The sequence below is a fragment of the Streptomyces sp. NPDC050619 genome (assembly GCF_040654815.1).
GTDB lineage: Bacteria > Actinomycetota > Actinomycetes > Streptomycetales > Streptomycetaceae > Streptomyces.
This window is the reverse complement of sequence record NZ_JBFAIR010000002.1, coordinates 567,156-585,051: the sequence shown is the minus strand read 5'-3', so window position 1 is coordinate 585,051 and position 17,896 is coordinate 567,156. Positions and strand designations below refer to the sequence as shown.

Below are 17,896 nucleotides of genomic sequence, written 5' to 3'. Positions count from 1 at the left end.
GTCCTCCACCGGACCAACAAGACCCGGACGCGGCCCAGGAACCCCACCCTCCACACCACCACCACCGTCACCGCCAGCGCCAGCGCCAGTGCCAGTGCCAGCACGGGACGCCGGACCAAGAGGAGGCGGCTCCAGACCCCGCCCCTCCACGGCATCAGCCGCACCGGAACGCGGCTCCGGACCCCCACCCCCCACGGGATCGGCGGCACCGGAAAGCAACCCCGCAACCCGATCCTCCACGGCACCGGCGGCACCATCCGCACCAGAACGTCGCGCAGAAACCCCATCCGTCTCCGCCGGAGAAGCGTCCACCGCCCCCGCCGCCGAGGCGAAACGGTCGTCCAGTGAGTCGGGTGCGGCCGTGGGGCCCGTGTCCTCGGTGGAGTCGTTGTACAGCTGTTCCCACCAGTCGTCCTCGTGACCGGTGGGTTTTCCCCCCTGCTGGCTCATGCCCCTAATTGTCCACCGCGAGGGCTGAATGAAAACGGGGCATCCGCAAAATCCGAGCGCGGCACCCCGTGTCGAACGGCGCGGCGAGTGAGTCGTCGAACAGCTGACCCCAAGAAACCGCCGGGCGGTCCGACGGATCTGCGCCTCGGCCGGTGCTCCGGCACTCTGGACAGATGGGAGTGGTGGACCTCCTGCTGGTCGGGCTGGTCATCCTGCTCGGTCTGGGCGGAGTGCTGGTGCCCGGGGTGCCGGGGTCGTGGCTGGTGTGGGCCGCGGTCATGTGGTGGGCGTTGAAGGATCCGCAGCTGCTTTCGTGGGCCGTGCTGGTGGGCGCCACCATCGCGCTGTTCCTCTCCCAGGTGGTGCGCTGGGCACTGCCGCCGAGACGGCTGCGCGCGAGCGGCGCCACCCCGCGGATGGGGGTGTACGCCGGCGTCGGGGCGCTCGTCGGCTTCTTCCTGATCCCCGTGCTCGGCGCGATCCCCGGCTTCATGGGCGGCATCTACCTCTGCGAACGGCTCCGGCTGGGCCGGCACGGCGAGGCGAAGGCGGCGCTGCGTACGGCGATGCGCTCGGGCGGCTCCAGCGTGCTCGCGGAGCTGTTCACCTGCCTGCTGATCATGGGGGCGTGGCTGGGCGCCGTGTTCTGGGGCTGAGCGGGCACGGACCCTGCCCGCCGTAGGGATCAGAACCGGATCAGAACCGGACCAGGACCGGGATCAGTGTGGTGGCCAGCACCATCTCGTCGGTGACCAGACCGGCCGCGCCGTCCCGGTCCCCGGCCTGCCAGCGTGTCCGAATCTCGGCCGCCACCTCGGCCCAACCCTGGCGGCTGTAGGCGCTGTTGTAGAAGTTCGTGGTCGCGGAACCCGTACCGCCCAGATGGCAGATGTCGAGGTCGGCCCGCTTACGACAAGTTGTCACACCCCAACTCGGCGACGACACCCGCGTCGCGCAGGTCGTCGTCCCTGGCTCGGCTGTGTCAGGAGACCTGAGGGAGGAGCCCTGCCGCGCCTGCGCAGACCATACGGAGCACATGCACACGGAGCACATGCACCAGGACGGCGCTATGCCGAAGTCTGGACTCCTGACCACCCGGGCCAACTCCGCCGGAGCCACGTCGCAGCGACGCGTACGGGTAGCTGTCCCGTGATCCGATGTTCGCCGTGCGGGCGACAGCGGACCGGAAGCCGGGGCCATGCGAAAATCCCCGACGGTCTCGGCTCAGTCTGTCCTGGGCAGTGGTGACGACGCTCCCGCGGCAGTGAAAGGAACCGGCCGGTGCCGGACAGGTGGAGGCGTGGAATCCATGCTGGAGCAGGAGCTTGCCCGGGCCCGAGAGGTCCGCTTTGAGGCGCTGGCGCGCGCGGTCGCCGAGCCGCTGAACCGATATCTGGTGCGTCGGGCGGATGCCGACGCGGTCGATGACATCCTCGCGGAGACGATGCTCGTCCTGTGGCGCCGTCTCGAGGACGTGCCCGGCCTCGGTGAGGGACCACCGGTCGACGCCGACGAGGTACTGCCCTGGTGTTACGGCGTCGCACGCGGCTGTTTGTCCAACGCCCGCCGGGCGCAGGGACGCCGGCTGCGGCTGGTGGAGCGGCTGACCCGTACGGCACCGCCGCCGGACCTCGGGGAAGCCGACCACACCGAACTGCACCCCGCACGGCACCGCGACCGGAGCCCGCCGCCGCCCCCTGATGCTCGCTGCGGCAGCCGCCGCCCTGCTGGTCGGGGGCGGCATCAGCTGGGGAGTCACGCAGAGCGGTGACACCCCGCCGGCCACCGCCGCCCCGCTGACCCTGACCGTCCAGAAGAGCGACGCCATGACCGCATGCGCTGCGCTGGACGTCGCGACCCTGCACAAGTACACGACCGCTTTCGAGGGCACGGTCACCGCCGTCAAGGGCGACCAGGTCGGCCTCCGGGTCGACCACTGGTACCGCGGCGGAGACACCTCCACCGTCCGGATCAACAACAACCAGGAAGGTGAGGCGGAGTCCTTCGGGCAGGAATTCGCCGTCGGTGAGACCTACCTCGTCTACGCCAAGGACGGCAAGATCCCGCCGTGCTACGGCGACGCCCAGGCCACCACCACACTGCGGAGCCTCTACAACCAGGCGTACCCGGCCTCGTGACCGTTGGCCAACGCCATCGATGTGCAGGTCAGCGGCCACCCGAGGGGGGAGGCAGAGCCCGCGGTGCTGCCCTTCGCGCCCTCTCGTGGCCCTCCAGGGTTCGGTCGCGGATGTACTCGCGCTCCATATCGGACATGGCCGCCGCGCGGTGAACACGATTGCCGGAGGGATCGTGGCAGCCCTTGAGCTCCCCGGTGAGGAACTCCAGACCGACGTCGCCGGCCTTCAGCTCCTCGGGCGAGGTGACGCGTACACCTCCAGTTCGCGCGCGTGGTGGCGCGGGTGGAGATCCTCTCGGAGAAGACCCGGGTCACGCCGGCCTCGGCGAGGGAGTCCAGCTTGCGTCCAGGGACTGCCGGGCGGTCGAGGCTCGGGCGTAGCCGAGGCGGCGATGTCGCCCACCCGGAGTGTTTGAGCGTCACCAGCGACGCACGGCCCGTCTGGCCAGGTAAGTCAACGCTGTGGTGAAGGAGTTGGCGGGCCGGACGGGATCTCGTTTGCTGGCGATACTCGCGGCGGGCCTGCTCGCCACACGGCCCTGCGCGCCCTGCTGCGCATCCCGTTGCCCACCGGGCGGACGCCCCGCGTGATCGGCGTCGACGACTGCGCTCTGCGTCGGCGGCACCGCTATGCCACCGTGGTGATCGACGCCGAGACCTATGAGCGGATCGACGTGCTGCCCGACCGCACCGCCGACTCGCTGGAAGCTTGGCTGCGCGAGCATCCGGGCGTCGAGGTCGTGTGCCGTGACGGCTGCGTCACGTCCCTGACGAGCGCGAAGAAACGCTCGACGCGGGCGCGGTTGCTGGGGAAGGCGTCCTCCAGGGCGCAGCGAGTCAGCGACGCCCAGCCTCTCGAACAGCCCGCGGCCTCGTCGGAAGGAGGTGCCGCAGCCGCCGGGGACGTTGTGGCGCTCCGCCAGGAGGGTGCGCAGTCCGTCGAAGTGCGTCGTCGTGGTTACTGTTCGGCGGCCTCTCGGGCGATCTGCTCGAACTGGGCGCCCATTGCCTCGCCGAGCGCCTGGGCGGCGGAGAGCGGGCGCACCATCACCGTGAACTCGTCGATCTTCCCGTCGTCGTCGAAGTGCAGGAAGTCGCATCCCTGGATCTGCTTGCCGGCGACAGTGGCGGTGAAGACGAAGGCGTGATCGCGGCCGTCGGAATTGGCGATCTCACGGATGTAGGTGAAGTCCTCGAAGACCCGGAACACGCCGCGCAGGATCGCCGCGGTGATCGCCTTGCCCGGGTACGGCTTGAAGGTGACGGGGCTGGTGAAGACGACGTCGTCGGCCAGCAGAGCGGCCACGGCGTCCAGGTCGCCGCTCTCGACGGCCTTGCGGAAGGGATGCATGAACCCACCTCTGATACTCAAAAATGTTAATAGGTGTGATAGAGGGTATGGGGGTCGTTCGGGCTTGTCTACAGGGATGGGGTGATTATTAGCAACATTGTTGATTAATCTGTTAGCGTGCATCCATGGCTTTGCGGAACGCGGTGATGGCCGCGCTGTTGGAGGGCGAGGCGTCCGGGTACGACCTCGCGAAGGCGTTCGACGCGACGGTCGCCAACTTCTGGATGTCGACGCCTCAGCAGCTCTACCGGGAGCTGGATCGCATGGAGGCCGAAGGACTCGTCACGGCCCGCGTCGTCGAGCAGAAGCGCCGCCCCAACAAGCGACTGTTCTCCTTGACGGAGGCCGGGCGGAAGGCCGTCCACGCCTACACCGCCGAGCCCTTGGGCAAACCGGCGGCGATCCGGGACGAGTTGCTTGTCAAGGTGCAGTGCCTGGAAGCGGGCGACATGGAAGCGGTCCGGACCGCCATCACCGAGCGCATGGAGTGGGCCACCGCCAAGCTGGCCCGCTACGAGCGGCTCCGGCAGCGCCTGCTCGACGGGCGCTCCGAGGAGGCGTACTTCGCCGAGGCCGAGCGCATCGGCCCGTATCTCACCCTGCTGCGCGGGATGTCGTTCGAGCGGGAGAACCTCCAGTGGGGGGACATGGCGCTGCGCAGGCTCGAACAGCGCACGGCCGCGCTCCGGGCCGACGGCTGACTGCGGCGGTCCCACCCACACAGTCAGCCAACGTGAAGAGCAGTTCAGCACGAGGAGCCGCCGGCGTCGTCGCAGGCCAGAGCGTCATACCGATGGGGAGGTGTCCCCAGCGGACGCGGCCACCGGAAGCAGCGCCGGCCGCTTGGCCTGGCGGCCGTCGCCGGAGGAGCGGCCACGCAGGCGGCGGCCGACCCAAGGGCCGAGGAAGGTGCCGGCCCAGCGCAATTCGGCACCCGCGGTCCTCCAGACAGAGATGTCTGTTCCCGCGGGCGGAAGGGGAAGGGTCCACTTGTCGTCGCTGCCCGGCAGACCGAGCGCCTGGGCCACGGCAGCCGCGATGCGCGTGTGTCCCAGCGGGCCGGCGTGCAGCCGGTCAGCACTCCACAACCGCGGATCGGTCGCCGCCGCGTGCGCGGCCGTCTCCGCCACCACCACGCCGTGGCGGTCGGCGGCCTCCCGGATGCGCGCGTTGAGTGCGAGAACACGGTGAGTGATCGGGCGGGCCAACGGCGTGATACGCCCGACATCGGGAAACATGAGGGTCGCGACGGTGGCGCCCTGCGCCGTGAGGGCGGCGAACATCGCCTCAACATGGCCGGCCACCTCGTCGAGGTCGCAGCCCGGGCGCAACGCATCGTTGACCCCAGCCACCACGGTGGCGAGGTCGGGCTGCATCGCGAGAGCCGGAGCCAGCTGCTCGGCACGCACCTGACCGGCCTTACGGCCGCGCACCGCGAGATTGGCGTAGAGCAGGCCGGGGCTGTGGCGGGCGACCTGCTCGGCGAGCCGGTCCGCCCAGCCCCGAAGACCACGGACGTCGTCGCCGTCCCCGAGCCCCTCGGTGTGACTGTCACCCAGGGCGACATAGCGCAGATACCCACTGCTCGACACGGGGCCGACCGCCTCTCGTCAACGCTGCTGATGGAAGTGGCACACGGCCATTTCTAAACAACTAGGCACCTAGTCGCATTGTTGAGTAGGAGGATAGCTGCCGGCTCACCTTCCTGCAAAGTGACGCCGGCCCTGTCGAGGGGTCAGACGAGGGAAATGACGACCGACTTGGTCCTCGTGTACGCCTGCAGCGCCTCCGGCCCGGATTCGCGTCCGTAGCCGGACTGCTTGACGCCGCCGAAGGGCACGGCGGGATCGAGCATGGCCCAGTCGTTGACCCAGACGATGCCGGCGTCCAGTCGCGCGGCGACCCGATGGGCGCGCGCCAGGTCGGAGGTCCGCAGACCGGCGGCGAGTCCGTACGGCGTGCTGTTCGCCGGCGCGATCGCCTCTTCCTCGGTGTCGAAGGGCTGAACCGTCAGCACCGGGCCGAAGATCTCCTCCTGGATGGTGCGGGCGTCGTTGTCCAGGCCGGCGATGACGGTGGGCTTGAAGTAGTAACCGCCGTTGAGTTCCAAGCGCTCACCGCCGACGACGATGCGGCCGCCGTCCTCGACGGCCGCTTTCACGAAGCGCTCGACGTTCTCCACGTGCCGCTCGCCGGCCATCGGCCCGACGACGGTGGCCGGGTCGAAGGGATCGCCGACGGGGACCGCCGGAACCGCGTCGGCGAGGATGCCCAGCGTGGTGTCGTACAGGGACCGGTGAACCAGCAGCCGGGGTCCGCCCATGCAGAACTGTCCGGTGTTGAAGACGAAGGCCTTGATGATCGCGCCGATCGCTTTCCCGACGTCGGCGTCCTCGAAGACGATGTGCGGCGCGTTGCCGCCCAACTCCATAGTGACGGGCTTGAGTTGTTCACCGGCCATGCTCGCCGCCAGGCGGCCGACCCTCGTCGACCCGGTGAAGGCGATCTTGTCGACGCCTGGGTGACGCACCAGTGCCTCACCCAGGACGGGGCCGCTGCCGGTGACGACGTTCACCACTCCCGCGGGAACGCCGGCGTCGGCGAGGATCTCCGCCATCAGCAGCGCGCTGAGGGGAGTCTCGTCGGCCGGTTTGTGGACGATGGTGTTGCCGGCCGCCAGCGCGGGGGCGACCTTCGACGTGCTCAGGACCAACGGGAAGTTGAACGGGGTGATCGCTCCCACCACGCCGATGGGCTCCCTGCGGGTGTAGGCGTGGGCGGGTATGGCGACCTGCCGCGTGGCTCCGTCGAGGCTCTGCGCCAGCGCCGAGTAGTACTCGTACGTCTCGGCCACGGTCTCCACGCCCACCCCCCGGCTGAACGAGACGGGCTTGCCGACGTCGAGGCTCTCGACAGCGGCGATCTCGTCCGCCCGTTCGCGCACCAGATCGGCCACCCGGTGCAGCACGCGGGCGCGCTCGCGGGCCGCTGTCCGGGGCCAGGGCCCCGCGTCGAAGGCCTCGCGGGCGGCGGCCACCGCGGCGGCGACATCCGCCCCGTCGGCCTCCGCGACCGTGGGGTGTGGAGCACGAGGGGACCTTGTGTCACGCCGTCAGCCCAGTCCGGCCAGCACCTTCGCCGCCGGCGCCGCGCGGTGCTCGATCCCGCGCGCCGGGGCGCCGTCCGGCGGGGCGACGATGGCTTCGTCGATGCCCAGCGCGGCGTACTCGGCCATGGCCTCGGCGAAGCCGTCGAGCGTGCCGCCGGGATCCATGTTGATCTCCGGATGCGGGGCGCTCACGGGCGCCGGGACGCAGAGCGTCTCGGCCAGCCGGTAGTGCCTGCCCTCGAAGGGGCCGTTGGCCTGCGGGTCCCACATCTGCTTGCAGAGGCGCAGGGTCTCCTCCAGCCGCTCGAAGCGCTCGCCGGCCGGCGGGAACGGCACTCCGAGGCCGGTGTGCTCACGCTGGTACCAGGCTGTGCCGAGTCCGAGGAAGGCCCGGCCGCCGGAGAGCACGTCGAGCGTGGTGACGATCTTGGCGAGCAGCCCGGGATGACGGTACGTCACCCCTGTGACGAGCAGGCCGAGTGGTCCATGACGGAGAGCCGGCTGATGCCGGCCTCCTCCGCGGCCGCACCCGCCGCGGCCAGCTCGGGTCCGAGGGCGGCCGGGCCGGGGTGGTCGAAACGGGTGATGTGTACGCCCAGTCGCATGCGGTCTCCAGTTCAGTCGGCGCGGTGGCGGAGTCCGTCGAGGAGCAGATCGAGCATGCGGCCCGCGCGGTCGCGCAGCCCCTTGTCGGTGGTGATCAGCAGGATGCCGCCGAGGCTGAAGCCGACGTCGAGAGGGTCGACGTCGGAGCGCAGGACGCCCGCCTCGGCCCCGGCCTTCAGCAGCGTGCTGATGGCCGTGCTGATCCGGTCCAGGCTCTCGGCGAACGGGTCCGAGTCGCCGGAGGCGATGACGGCCTTCAGCGCGTCGGCCATGCCCTGCTTGGTGGCCAGATAGTCGATGAACCGGTCCATCCACACCCGCATCGCCTGGTCGGGCGGGTATTGCGCCAGCAGTTCCTCGGCGCTGTCGCAGACCCGCGCGACCTCGTTGCGGTATGCGGCCTCAAGGAGGGCCTCCCGGGTGGGGAAGTGCCGGTACAGCGTGCCGATGCCCACACCGGCCTCTTTGGCGATGGCCTCGAGCGACGCGTCCGTGCCCCGCTCGGAGAAGGCGCGCACGGCCACGTCGAGCAGGCGTTGCCGATTGCGGCGCGCGTCGGCACGCAGTCCGCGTGTGTTGCCGGCCACAGCATTCCTTCCTCCTGGACAATCGGAGGCTCCTCCGTTTAAAGTTCAAGCAAAGCGGAGGAGCCTCCGATTTTTGATCGTAGCAAACCGGGAGCACGTGCCGACATGACCACGAGCACACGCATCACCACCCCCTTCCACGCCGGATCCACGGCCGCCGACGTCATCGCGGGCACGGATCTCACCGGCCGCCGCGCCGTCGTCACCGGAGCCGCCTCCGGCATCGGTGTGGAGACCGCCCGGGCGCTCGCCGGGGCCGGCGCGCAGGTCGTCCTCGCCGTGCGGGACACGGCCGCCGGCCGCCGCACCGCGCAGAACATCAAGGTCACCACCGGCTCCGAGGGCGCGACGGTCGCCTCCCTGGATCTGACCGATCCGGCGTCCGTCGAGGCGTTCGTGACCGCATGGCAAGGGCCGCTGCACATCCTCGTCAACAACGCGGGCGTGATGGCGACTCCTCAGACCCGGACGCCGCGGGGCTGGGAGCTGCAGTTCGCCACCAACCACCTGGGGCACTTCGCCCTCGCCACCGGGCTGCACGGCGCGCTCGCGGCGGCCGGCGGCGCCCGGGTGGTGTCGGTGAGCTCCAGCGGACACCGCTTCTCACCCGTCGTCTTCGACGACCTCCACTTCACCGAGCGGCCGTACGACCCGTGGCTCGCGTACGGGCAGTCCAAGACGGCCAACGTGCTGTTCGCGGTCGAGGCCGGCCGGCGCTGGTCCGACGACGGGATCGCGGTCAACGCGCCACATCGGGGACGCCGAGATGGCGCAGTTCACAGCCCACCTCCAGGCCCTCATCGGCGAGGGAACGCAGCCACCCGAGCTGACCCTCAAGACGGTGGAGCAGGGGGCCGCGAACTCGGTGCTGCTGGCCGCGTCGCCCGTGGTCGACGGTGTCACCGGCCGGTATTTCGAGGACTGCGACGAGGCCGAACCGCACCGGCCCGGCACCAACACCGGGGTCGCCGCGCACGCCGTGGACCCGGAGGCGGCCGCGCGGCTGTGGCAGGTCTCCGAGCAGCTCCTGGCCTGACCCGCCATTGCGTCAACCCCGCTCGTTCGTCGAAGCCGCGCTGGATCGCGGCTCGCACTGCCCCTGGACGTCACCGACAGGCACTTTTTTAGGCCAATACTTGAACTTTCAAGATCGACTACCCGACCATCTGCCTCTCGGAGGAACCAATGGCACGCACCACACCCAGACGCTGGAAGCGCTGGCTGATCGTCGGCGTTGCCGCCGCCGCCCTCGTGGGCGTCGGAGGCCCGTACGTCTACATCAACTACATCCAGGACGATCCACCAGCCGCGCTGTCACTCGACAGTCCACCGCCCACGCCGGAGAGCACCTCCGGCTCCGGCTCCGGCGAGCAGGCGCGGGAGGGCGTCGAGGGCGCGTGGCGGGTCGGCAGCGGCTCGCAGGCCGGCTACCGCGTCGACGAGGTGCTCTTCGGCCAGAACGTCACGGCCGTGGGCCGTACCGAAGAGGTCACCGGGGAGCTGGAGATCGAGGGCACCCGGGCTGTCAGCGGGAGCTTCACCGTCGAACTGGCCTCGGTGCGGAGCGACTCCGGCCAACGCGACGGCCAGTTCCGCGGCCGGGTCATGAACACCGAGCGGTATCCCAACGCCGTCTTCGAGCTCACCGAGCCCGTGGACTTCGGCTCGGTGCCGGACGTGAACGAACAGGTCACCGGCGAGGCCACGGGGGACCTGACCATCCACGGCCAGACCAATTCCGTCACGTTCGACCTCACCGCCCAGCGCACCGCCGACAGCTTCCGCGTGAACGGCTCGATCCCCGTCACCTTCGCCGACTACGGCATCGACGCACCGGACTTCGGCGGGATCGCCGTCGAGGACGAGGGGGCCGTCGAGTTCCTCCTCGCCTTCACCCCCGCGTGATTCCGCCGCCCACAGCCACCACGTAACGCATCGCTCATCGCTCCCGTATTGGAGAACACCGTCATGCACAGCACCTCCCTGTCCAGGAAGGCCGTCGCAGCTCTGCTGGCCACGGCGATCGTCGGATCCGTGGCCGGGTTCGCACCCGCCGCCACTGCGTCCAGCCCGGCATCCTCCCGGGCCGTCGCGGACTTCTGGCGCACGAGCCCTCACGTCCAGGAGCGCAACAAGCGCGTCGCCGTCCACGTGCTCAGGCAGCTCTTCGAGGAAGGCGACCTCAGCGTCGCCGACCAGTACATCCGTGCGGACTACATCCAGCACAACCCGATGGCCCCCAACGGCCGGGAGGCCATCAAGAACTTCATCCGCGACTGGCACGCGCGGTTCCCGGACCACGTGTACAACGTCAAGCGGGTCCTCGCCCAGGGCGACCTGGTCATGGTGCACTCCAACCCGGTCTCCGAGTCCGGCACCCGCGGTTCGTCCGTGGTCGACATCTTCCGCTTCGACAAGAAGGGCATGATCGCCGAGCACTGGGACGTGGTCCAGGCGGTACCGGAGACCACCGTCAACGGCAACGACATGTTCGGCACAGTCAGCCAGCCGCGCACGAACCAGCCCGGCCCCCGCTGGATGACCCCCTTCAGCCAGAAGGTGGCCACCGCCTACTTCGACACACTCCTCGTCGACAAGAACCCCGACGCGGTCAGGTACCTGACGCCGGAGTACTACCAGCACAACCCCACCATCCCCAACGGCTCGGCCGGCCTGCGCGAGCAGTTCACCAACTTCTTCCAGCAGTTCCCGAACCTGATCGTGGAACGCAAGCGCGTCATCGCCGAAGGCGACCTCGTAGCCATCCACGCCCACTACCGGCTCAGCCCCGGGGACCGCGGCCAGGCCGTCGTGGACATCTTTCGGGTCGGCAAGGACGGCAAGATCCTCGAGCACTGGGACTCCGTCCAGGACGTGCCGTCGACCCCTCCCCTCAACGACAACACCATGTTCTGAGCCCATTCCGCCACGCGGGCTTGTCAGATGGCCCCAGCGGCGGGCCGCGGAACGCTTCCAGGTCAGCCACACCACCGCCGCCCGCTGGGCCCGCCGCTACCGCCACCACCGCGCCGAGGGCATGCACGACCGCTCCAGCCGCCCCCACCGCTCACCCCGGCAGAGGCCCGCCACGATTGAGGCAGAGGTGGTGCGGATGCGGCGCGAGCACCGCATCGGACCGCTGCGTCTGGCCGCCCGTGCCCGGATCGCCACGTCCACCGCCCACCGCATCCTCCAGCGCCATGGCCTGCCCGCCCTGGCCGTGCTGGACCGGGTCACTGGCGAACCCGTCCGCCGCTACGAACGCTCCCGGCCCGGCGAATGGGCCTACCACCAGCCCTGCACCTCAGACACCTAGGCACCCAGAGCGCCTTCCAGAGCGAGCAGCCTCGTCTTGCGCTCCAGCCCGCCCGCATACCCCGTCAGCGAACCGTCGGCCCCGATCACCCGATGGCAGGGCCTGAGGATCAGCAGCGGGTTGGCGCCGATCGCGCCGCCGACGGCCCGTACGGCGGCCCGGGGCGCGCCGATCCGTGCGGCGATCTCGCCGTACGTCGTGGTCGCCCCGTAGGGCACGGTGTCGAGGGCGGCCCAGACCCTCTCCCGGAACTCGCTGCCCTCGCTCCGCAACTCCAGCCGAAACTCCTTGAGTTCACCGGCGAAGTACGCGGCGAGCTGTTCCTCGGCCTCCCGGAAGGGTCCGGGATCGTGGTGCCAGCCGTCCTGGACACCGCGGCCGCCCTTCTGGCCGGGCACGGACAGCGAGGTCAGGGTGCCTGCCGGGTCGGCGGTGAGGAGGAGCGGGCCGACCGGGCTGTCCACAGTGGTGTAGTGCGTGTCGATGGTCATCAGTACTCCAACTCTCCTGCTGCGCACAGGTGTCGCAGGGCGTATGAGCGCCAGGGGCGCCAGGTGTCGGGGATGTCCGGGCCGGGCGGGGCGACGTCCGGGTCGCCGAGGGCACGGGTGCGGATGACGGCGACGGTCTGGGCGTCCAGACCGGGCACGGAGCGCAGTGCCGCCTGCGCGTCCTCCCGGTCGGCGCCCGGATCCAGTCGTACGGCGCCGTCGGCGAGGGCGCTGGCGAGCGCGCCCAGGGGACCGTCCGGCTCGGCCTCGGCGAGGACGGCCGGTTCGGGGAACACGTGGGTGAGGCTGCCGCAAGGGGAGTCCAGCGCCTTGCCGTAGCCGCGCACCAGCCGCTCGGCCTCGGCCCGCCCCACCAGTGTCCGCACCGCCAGCTCCTCCGGGTCGGCGGCGCCCGGCGAGCGCAGGCCCGGGCGGGCGGCGACGAGTGGGGCGAGCCGGTCGTCGGCGCCGAGCCGCTCGTCGACGGCGTACGGATCGGCGTCGAGGTCGAACAGCCGCCGCAGCCGCTGTACGGCGGTGGTCAGGTCACGCGGGTCGGTGAGCTGCAGCCGGGCGTCCAGCCAGCCGCCCGGGTGGGCACCGGACGTGGACCTGGCCCGGCCCGGCCGCTCGTCGACGGCGACGATGCCGGTGCCGTGCGGAAGCCGCAGGGTACGGCGGTACGTGCGCCGTCCGCGCGGCCCGCTCATCTCCTCCACCCCGGCCACCGCCTCGCTCTCCAGCAGGTCGAAGACGGCGCCGGCCTGGTAGGGCCCCCGGTGGGCGAGCCGCAGCGGGATCCCCGCGGTCGGCGTGGCCGCACGGCGGGAGGCGCGGCCGCCGTGCGGTGCGGCGGCCCGCAGTTCGCTCGGCGTCGAGGCGTACACCTCCCGCATCGTGTCGTTGAACTGCCGCACGCTGGCGAATCCGGACGCGAACGCGATCTGGGTGACCGGCAGGTCGGTGGTCTGCAACAGGACCCGCGCCGTGTGTGCCCGCTGGGCGCGGGCGAGCGCGACGGGTCCGGCGCCGAGCTCGGCGGTGAGCTGGCGCTGCACCTGCCGCGCGCTGTAGCCGAGCCGCGTGGCGAGCCCGGCGACGCCCTCCCGGTCGACGACGCCGTCGCCGATCAGCCGCATGGCCCGGCCCACCACATCCGCCCGTACGTTCCAGTCGGCGGAGCCGGGCACCGCGTCCGGCCGGCACCGCCGGCAGGCCCGGAATCCCGAGCCCTGCGCGGCGGCGGCCGTCGCGAAGAACCGGACGTTGTGCCGCTTCGGCGTCACCGCCGGGCAGCTGGGCCGGCAGTAGATCCCGGTCGTCTCGACGGCGAAGAAGAACTCCCCGTCGAACCGCCCGTCCCGGCTCCGCACCGCTTCGTACCTGGTGTCCTCGTCCATCACGCTCTCCAGTGTCGACCGTGAGGAGAGCACCGGCTAGCGGAATTCGGACGTCGAATCGACCAACGCGGGGTGCCCTACTTCCAGCGCCCCCGCTTCGCCTCCATCGCCGCCTTCCCCTCCGCCCCCTTCCGCTTCCAGTCCTTGCGGAGCTCGGCCCTGACCCTCGCATCGGTCTTGGCCACGATCCGCTGGTTCTCCCGGATGAGCTTGCGGTAGCTGTCCAGCCGCCGCTCGGGCAGCTCACCGGACTCGAGGGCCGCGAGCACCGCACACCCCGGCTCCGCCTCGTGCGCGCAGTCGTGGAACCGGCACCGCTCGGCCAGTTCCTCGATCTCGGAGAAGACCTGACCGACCCCGCTCTCGGCGTCCCACAGGCCGACCCCCCTGAGCCCCGGCGTGTCGATCAGCACACCGCCGCCGGGCAGCGCGAGCAGGTTGCGGGTGGTGGTCGTGTGACGGCCCTTGCCGTCGGCGTCCCGGGTGGCCCGGACGTCCATGACCTCCTCGCCCAGCAGCGCGTTCGCGAGCGTGGACTTGCCCGCGCCGGACTGCCCGAGCAGCACGGACGTACCCCCGGACACGAGGGCGACGAGGACGTCGAGCCCGTCCCCGTCCATGGCGCTGACCGCCAGCACCGGCACACCGGGGGCGGCCGTCTCCACGTCCTGGACGAGATGCGCGAGCGTCGCCGCCTCCGGCACGAGGTCGGCCTTGGTCAGCACGACCACGGGCTGCGCGCCGGACTCCCAGGCCAGGGCGAGGAAGCGCTCGATACGGCCGAGGTCGAGTTCGACGGCCAGCGACACGGCGACGATCGCGTGGTCGACGTTGGCCGCGAGGATCTGCCCCTCGGACCGCTTGGAGGAGGTGGAGCGGACGAAGGCGGTACGGCGTGGCAGATACGTCCGTACATAGCGCGGGTCGCTGCCTTCGGGGTCGACGGCGACCCAGTCCCCCGTGCACACGACCTTCATCGGGTCACGGGGGACGACGAACTCGGTGTCGGCCCGCACGAGTCCGTCGTCGGTGACCACGTCGCACTGCCCGCGGTCGACCCGGATCACGCGTCCGGGCAGCAGTCCGTCGGGCTCGTAGGGGGCGAACTCGTCCGCCCACGCCTCGTCCCAGCCGTAGGGAACGAGCGCGGAAGAGGTGGAAAAAGCAGAGGTGGAAGTCAAGGGTGGCCCTTCACAGGGGCGGCCCCGGCAGCCGCGCGCACGAGCGCGCAGAGGAATTGTCAGCCGGTGGCCACGGAGGTGGAGTGGATGATCTTCTGGTTACGGGCAGCGCCCATCACAGAGACAGCCATCGGTCACACCTCCCGTTCCTCACTCGACACTCAGCCGACAGCGGCAGCCAACGGCGGCCGCGCGAAGCAGACCTCACCCTAGAGGGACGCTCACCGGGCTGCCACCGAATATCGGAGACCCTCACGCCTTCGCGCAGCTGCGCCCGTTCAGTGTGAAGTCGTACGCCGCTGTGTTCTCGCCCTGCCGGGAGGCGAGGAAGCCGAGGGCGAGGCTGCCGCCCGCGCGGACCGACTTGTTGTAGTCGGCGGCGGTCGCGGTGACGCGGGAGCCCTTCTGGGCGAAGCTCGCGTCCCACATCTGGCCGACCTTCTGGCCGTCCCGGAAGGACCAGGCGACCCGCCAGGAGTCGAGGGCCCGGACGGTGGTGACGGTGACCGTGGCCTGGAAGCCGTCGGGCCACTCGCTGACCAGCTCGTACCGGACCCGGCAGGCCGGGGCCTCGCCCTTGTCAGCGCCGGGGGCGGCGGAGGGGGAAGTGCCCTGGGCCGTGGTGGCGGGGTTCTTCCCGGCGGACGGCCGGGACGTGCTCCGCGCGCCGGTGTCCGACGGCTCCCGGGAGGTGGACGGACTCGTGTCAGCGGACGAGGCGGGCGGGGCGGACGGGCGGGGCTGGGCCACCGGCTCGCGGTCGGCCGAGTCGCCGGGCGACACGGCGCCGTTGTCGGTGCCGCCGCCCGGCATCATCGAGACGGCGAGCGCCAGCAGGGAGACGAGGACGGCCGCCACGAGGAGTCCGTTGCGCACCACGCGCGCCTTGTGCGCGCCGGGGTTCGGGGGCTCGCTGTCGGCCGGGCCCGGGCGTCCGGCGCCGAGCCGCACCTCGGCGGCTCTTCGACGGCGCTCCAGATAGGCGAGGCCGCCCCAGCCGATCACTCCGCCGGCCAGGGCCGCGGGCAGTCCGCCCCCGTGCAGCCGCAGGCACGAGGCGGCCTCCGCGCACTCCACACACCGGGCGAGGTGCCGGGAGAGGTCCTTCGGGGTGTCGGCGGCGGGCGAGCGGGTGACCGCGTCCAGCAGCCGGGCGTAGCTGCGGCACTGCGCGTCCATCGGCGTGTCGAGGTGGTTGCGGTGGCAGCGGTCCCGGAACAGGCCCCGGACCTGGTCGAGTTCCTCCGCCGCGGCGGCCGGATCGAGGCCGAGCCGGCGGGCCGCCACGGACAGCGGCAGCGCCTCCACCTCGGCCAGCCACAGCAGGGCCGCGTCCGGTTCCTGGAGGTCACGCAGGCCGCGCAGGGCGAGCGGACGCCGCAGCGGCGGTCCGGTGTAGCGGGTGGCCTTGTCGGAGTTGAGCCACAGGCGCAGTTCCGGGTCGAGCCGGTGTCCGTGGCCCTGGCTCTCCCAGGTGGCCGCCGTGTTGCGGACGGCGGTCAGGAGCAGCGGGATCCTGGGCAGGCGGGCCGGGCGGCGGCCGGCGGAGCGGCCCGGGGTCGCCTCCGCGGCGCGGGCCTCGCGCATGCCGAGGGAGAATGCCTCCGTGGCCAGTTGGGTGGCCGCCGTGGAGCCGGACGTGCACAGGTCGGCGTAGGAGAGCACGGCATCCCAGCACTCGGAGAACAGCGCGGCCTCGGCGGTGTTCTGGGGAGTCGGCAGGTCGGGCATAGGTCTCCTGCATTCACATGTGAGGCCAACTCGCCATAACGACAAAGGAGTTGGGGGGAACCTCACGGCAGGAGACGACCCTTTCACGTCTCCTGCACAACTGACAAGCTCGCTATTCAAATCCGGTGAGCCACGTTGTTCAGTGAGTTATACGGAAGGAAGGCCAAGAAGTATCGATCCGGATGGGACGGGTTACACCTCGACCGGTTCCAGCTCCGAGAGGCTGTCCATGAAGGAGCTCACGGAGAAGACCGCGCGGCCGGGGCCGGGAGGGCCGTAGCCGGGAGGTGAGGACAGACCGAAGTCGTCCATCGTGGCGCGGTAGGCCTCCAGCAGCCGGATGTGGTACTCCAGCGGTGCCCCCTGCGGGTTGGCCTTGCCGAGCGGGGTCGTCGGCTCGGGGCACCAGGTGGTGAAGCGGGGCGTGATGCCGTGCGACATGAAGAAGCGCAGGCCCTCGGTGGTGGAGGCGATGGCCTCGTCGACCGTGGTGAAGCCGAAGGGCTCGGCCATCTCCACGCCCGCCACGAAGTTGGGGATCACATTGCGGGCGCCGAAGATCTCCGCCGAGTCGAGGATCCGCTTGTGCCACTCGTCGCGGCCGACGTAGCGCTCCTTGCCGGGGCAGTACATCTTGAACAGGTACTCGTCCCACACCTCGTAGTTGGGGTGGTAGATCTGCACGCCGTGGTCCTTGAACCGCTGTACGTCGTCGCGCGGCAGCGCCTGGGCGACGACCTTGCCGATCCACCGCCCGGGGAAGCGCTCCTCGATGGCCTTGGCGTAGTGGCCGTAGAAGTCGGCCTCGTCGCGCCCGGCGACCGTCTTGGTGATCGCGCCGCCGGTCAGCGTGTAGGCGGTGGACACCTTCGCGGTGTCGTACCGGTCGATGATCTCCAGGGCTTCCAGGACCTCCTCGACGTCCTTCACCCCGGTGTACGGCCGCCCGGCGGCCTTGTGCTGGCGCCAGTTGTGGTTGATGTCGCAGTACTGGCACTCCTCCTTGGCGCCGAAGTACTGGCAGACGCGGAAGACTGTGAGGTAGATCAGGTAGCCCCACTGGATCGTCGGGGCGACCTCCATCACCGACTTCCCGCTGGCGAGGGTGTGCCGGTAGTACTCCGGCATGGGCGGCACACCGACGTCGGCGATCCGCTTCCCGTCGAGGTAGAGCCCGAGCACGCCGTCCGCGTCGGCGGCCACACGGTACGGCGACGACGGGTTCACGCGGACCGACACGACGGTCCGGCGCAGGTCGTACGGCCCCCCTGTGAGGATGATCTCCTCCGGCGGGCGCCTGAGCGCGGCCTCGCCGAGTTCGGGGAGGGTGCCGTGGTCGAAGGAGAAGATGAAGTACGACTTCGGCTTCATCTCCCCGTCCTCATTGTCACTGAGGGCCGATGGGTCGAACGCCACCCCGCCCCGGAGCAGATCCTCTTTGAAGACGGCTTCCCTCGGCACGTGCGGGAACCGCTCCATCAGATCCTCGACGAGTGCGGTACGGCTGCCCATCCCGTGTCTCCTCCCGGCTCGGGTG

Annotated in this window: 14 protein-coding genes and 7 pseudogenes; 9 read left to right on the top strand and 12 right to left on the bottom strand. The window is 70.7% G+C overall.

Features of this window, described 5'->3' with window-relative positions; translation table 11 throughout:
* Window positions 1-309: 309 nt before the first annotated feature.
* Window positions 310-450, bottom strand: a pseudogene (locus AB0I77_RS05690) (protein phosphatase 2C domain-containing protein); the annotation flags it as partial.
* Window positions 451-623: 173 nt separating this feature from the next.
* On the opposite strand from AB0I77_RS05690, the gene AB0I77_RS05685 reads away from it, so the two are divergent.
* Window positions 624-1,106 carry a DUF456 domain-containing protein gene (locus AB0I77_RS05685; protein WP_363281059.1) on the top strand — a complete coding sequence of 161 codons (483 nt, stop codon included), beginning with the start codon at window positions 624-626 and terminating at the stop codon, window positions 1,104-1,106.
* A gap of 61 nt (window positions 1,107-1,167) precedes the next feature.
* On the opposite strand, the pseudogene AB0I77_RS05680 reads toward AB0I77_RS05685, so the two are convergent.
* A pseudogene (locus tag AB0I77_RS05680) lies at window positions 1,168-1,332 on the bottom strand (F420-dependent methylene-tetrahydromethanopterin reductase); the annotation flags it as partial.
* A gap of 427 nt (window positions 1,333-1,759) precedes the next feature.
* On the opposite strand from AB0I77_RS05680, the gene AB0I77_RS05675 reads away from it, so the two are divergent.
* The 3 genes and pseudogenes from AB0I77_RS05675 to AB0I77_RS05665 form a co-directional block, all read left to right on the top strand.
* Window positions 1,760-2,221 carry a hypothetical protein gene (locus AB0I77_RS05675; RefSeq protein WP_363281150.1) on the top strand — a complete coding sequence of 154 codons (462 nt, stop codon included), beginning with the start codon at window positions 1,760-1,762 and terminating at the stop codon, window positions 2,219-2,221.
* Window positions 2,151-2,588, top strand: coding sequence for a hypothetical protein (locus tag AB0I77_RS05670; RefSeq protein ID WP_363281058.1), 438 nt, complete (start codon window positions 2,151-2,153; stop codon window positions 2,586-2,588). The genes AB0I77_RS05675 and AB0I77_RS05670 overlap by 71 nt, the downstream gene beginning before the upstream one ends.
* A gap of 401 nt (window positions 2,589-2,989) precedes the next feature.
* Window positions 2,990-3,342, top strand: a pseudogene (locus AB0I77_RS05665) (transposase); the annotation flags it as partial.
* Window positions 3,343-3,545: 203 nt separating this feature from the next.
* Here AB0I77_RS05665 and AB0I77_RS05660 read toward each other — a convergent pair.
* The gene (locus AB0I77_RS05660; protein WP_363281057.1) at window positions 3,546-3,938 is read right to left on the bottom strand and encodes a nuclear transport factor 2 family protein; all 393 of its coding nucleotides are present in this window, start codon (window positions 3,936-3,938) and stop codon (window positions 3,546-3,548) included.
* Window positions 3,939-4,063: 125 nt separating this feature from the next.
* Between AB0I77_RS05660 and AB0I77_RS05655 the strand changes: the two genes are divergently transcribed.
* Window positions 4,064-4,639, top strand: a complete 576-nt coding sequence (locus tag AB0I77_RS05655) for a PadR family transcriptional regulator (protein WP_363281056.1) — start codon at window positions 4,064-4,066, stop codon at window positions 4,637-4,639.
* Window positions 4,640-4,723: 84 nt separating this feature from the next.
* On the opposite strand, the gene AB0I77_RS05650 is transcribed toward AB0I77_RS05655, so the two are convergent.
* From AB0I77_RS05650 to AB0I77_RS05635, 4 genes and pseudogenes are all read right to left on the bottom strand, one after another.
* On the bottom strand, window positions 4,724-5,530 hold the full coding sequence (locus AB0I77_RS05650; protein ID WP_363281055.1) for an SGNH/GDSL hydrolase family protein: 807 nt from the start codon (window positions 5,528-5,530) through the stop codon (window positions 4,724-4,726).
* Between the two features lie 143 nt (window positions 5,531-5,673).
* Window positions 5,674-7,014, bottom strand: a pseudogene (locus AB0I77_RS05645) (aldehyde dehydrogenase family protein); the annotation flags it as partial.
* Between the two features lie 36 nt (window positions 7,015-7,050).
* A pseudogene (locus AB0I77_RS05640) lies at window positions 7,051-7,652 on the bottom strand (LLM class flavin-dependent oxidoreductase).
* A gap of 12 nt (window positions 7,653-7,664) precedes the next feature.
* Window positions 7,665-8,240 (bottom strand): TetR family transcriptional regulator, encoded by a 576-nt coding sequence (locus AB0I77_RS05635; RefSeq protein ID WP_363281054.1) that lies wholly within the window; start codon window positions 8,238-8,240, stop codon window positions 7,665-7,667.
* 105 nt (window positions 8,241-8,345) lie between these two features.
* Here AB0I77_RS05635 and AB0I77_RS05630 point away from each other — a divergent pair.
* The 4 genes and pseudogenes from AB0I77_RS05630 to AB0I77_RS05615 all read left to right on the top strand — a co-directional run.
* A pseudogene (locus AB0I77_RS05630) lies at window positions 8,346-9,276 on the top strand (SDR family NAD(P)-dependent oxidoreductase).
* Between the two features lie 149 nt (window positions 9,277-9,425).
* Window positions 9,426-10,145, top strand: coding sequence for a YceI family protein (locus AB0I77_RS05625; RefSeq protein ID WP_363281053.1), 720 nt, complete (start codon window positions 9,426-9,428; stop codon window positions 10,143-10,145).
* A gap of 63 nt (window positions 10,146-10,208) precedes the next feature.
* Window positions 10,209-11,156: a nuclear transport factor 2 family protein gene (locus AB0I77_RS05620; RefSeq protein ID WP_363281052.1), complete on the top strand. Its 948-nt coding sequence runs from the start codon at window positions 10,209-10,211 to the stop codon at window positions 11,154-11,156.
* 28 nt (window positions 11,157-11,184) lie between these two features.
* Window positions 11,185-11,520, top strand: a pseudogene (locus AB0I77_RS05615) (leucine zipper domain-containing protein); the annotation flags it as partial.
* A gap of 32 nt (window positions 11,521-11,552) precedes the next feature.
* Here AB0I77_RS05615 and AB0I77_RS05610 read toward each other — a convergent pair.
* From AB0I77_RS05610 to AB0I77_RS05590, 5 genes are all read right to left on the bottom strand, one after another.
* Window positions 11,553-12,047, bottom strand: a complete 495-nt coding sequence (locus AB0I77_RS05610) for a methylated-DNA--[protein]-cysteine S-methyltransferase (protein ID WP_363281051.1) — start codon at window positions 12,045-12,047, stop codon at window positions 11,553-11,555.
* A complete protein-coding gene (locus AB0I77_RS05605; RefSeq protein WP_363281050.1) occupies window positions 12,047-13,447 on the bottom strand; it encodes an AlkA N-terminal domain-containing protein in 1,401 nt (466 codons plus the stop codon). The genes AB0I77_RS05610 and AB0I77_RS05605 overlap by 1 nt, the downstream gene beginning before the upstream one ends.
* Window positions 13,448-13,524: 77 nt before the next feature.
* Window positions 13,525-14,628, bottom strand: coding sequence for a ribosome small subunit-dependent GTPase A (rsgA, locus tag AB0I77_RS05600; protein WP_363281049.1), 1,104 nt, complete (start codon window positions 14,626-14,628; stop codon window positions 13,525-13,527).
* A gap of 252 nt (window positions 14,629-14,880) precedes the next feature.
* Window positions 14,881-16,359 (bottom strand): cellulose binding domain-containing protein, encoded by a 1,479-nt coding sequence (locus AB0I77_RS05595; RefSeq protein WP_363281048.1) that lies wholly within the window; start codon window positions 16,357-16,359, stop codon window positions 14,881-14,883.
* A 192-nt stretch (window positions 16,360-16,551) separates the two neighbouring features.
* Window positions 16,552-17,871: a radical SAM protein gene (locus AB0I77_RS05590; protein WP_363281047.1), complete on the bottom strand. Its 1,320-nt coding sequence runs from the start codon at window positions 17,869-17,871 to the stop codon at window positions 16,552-16,554.
* Window positions 17,872-17,896: the final 25 nt, after the last annotated feature.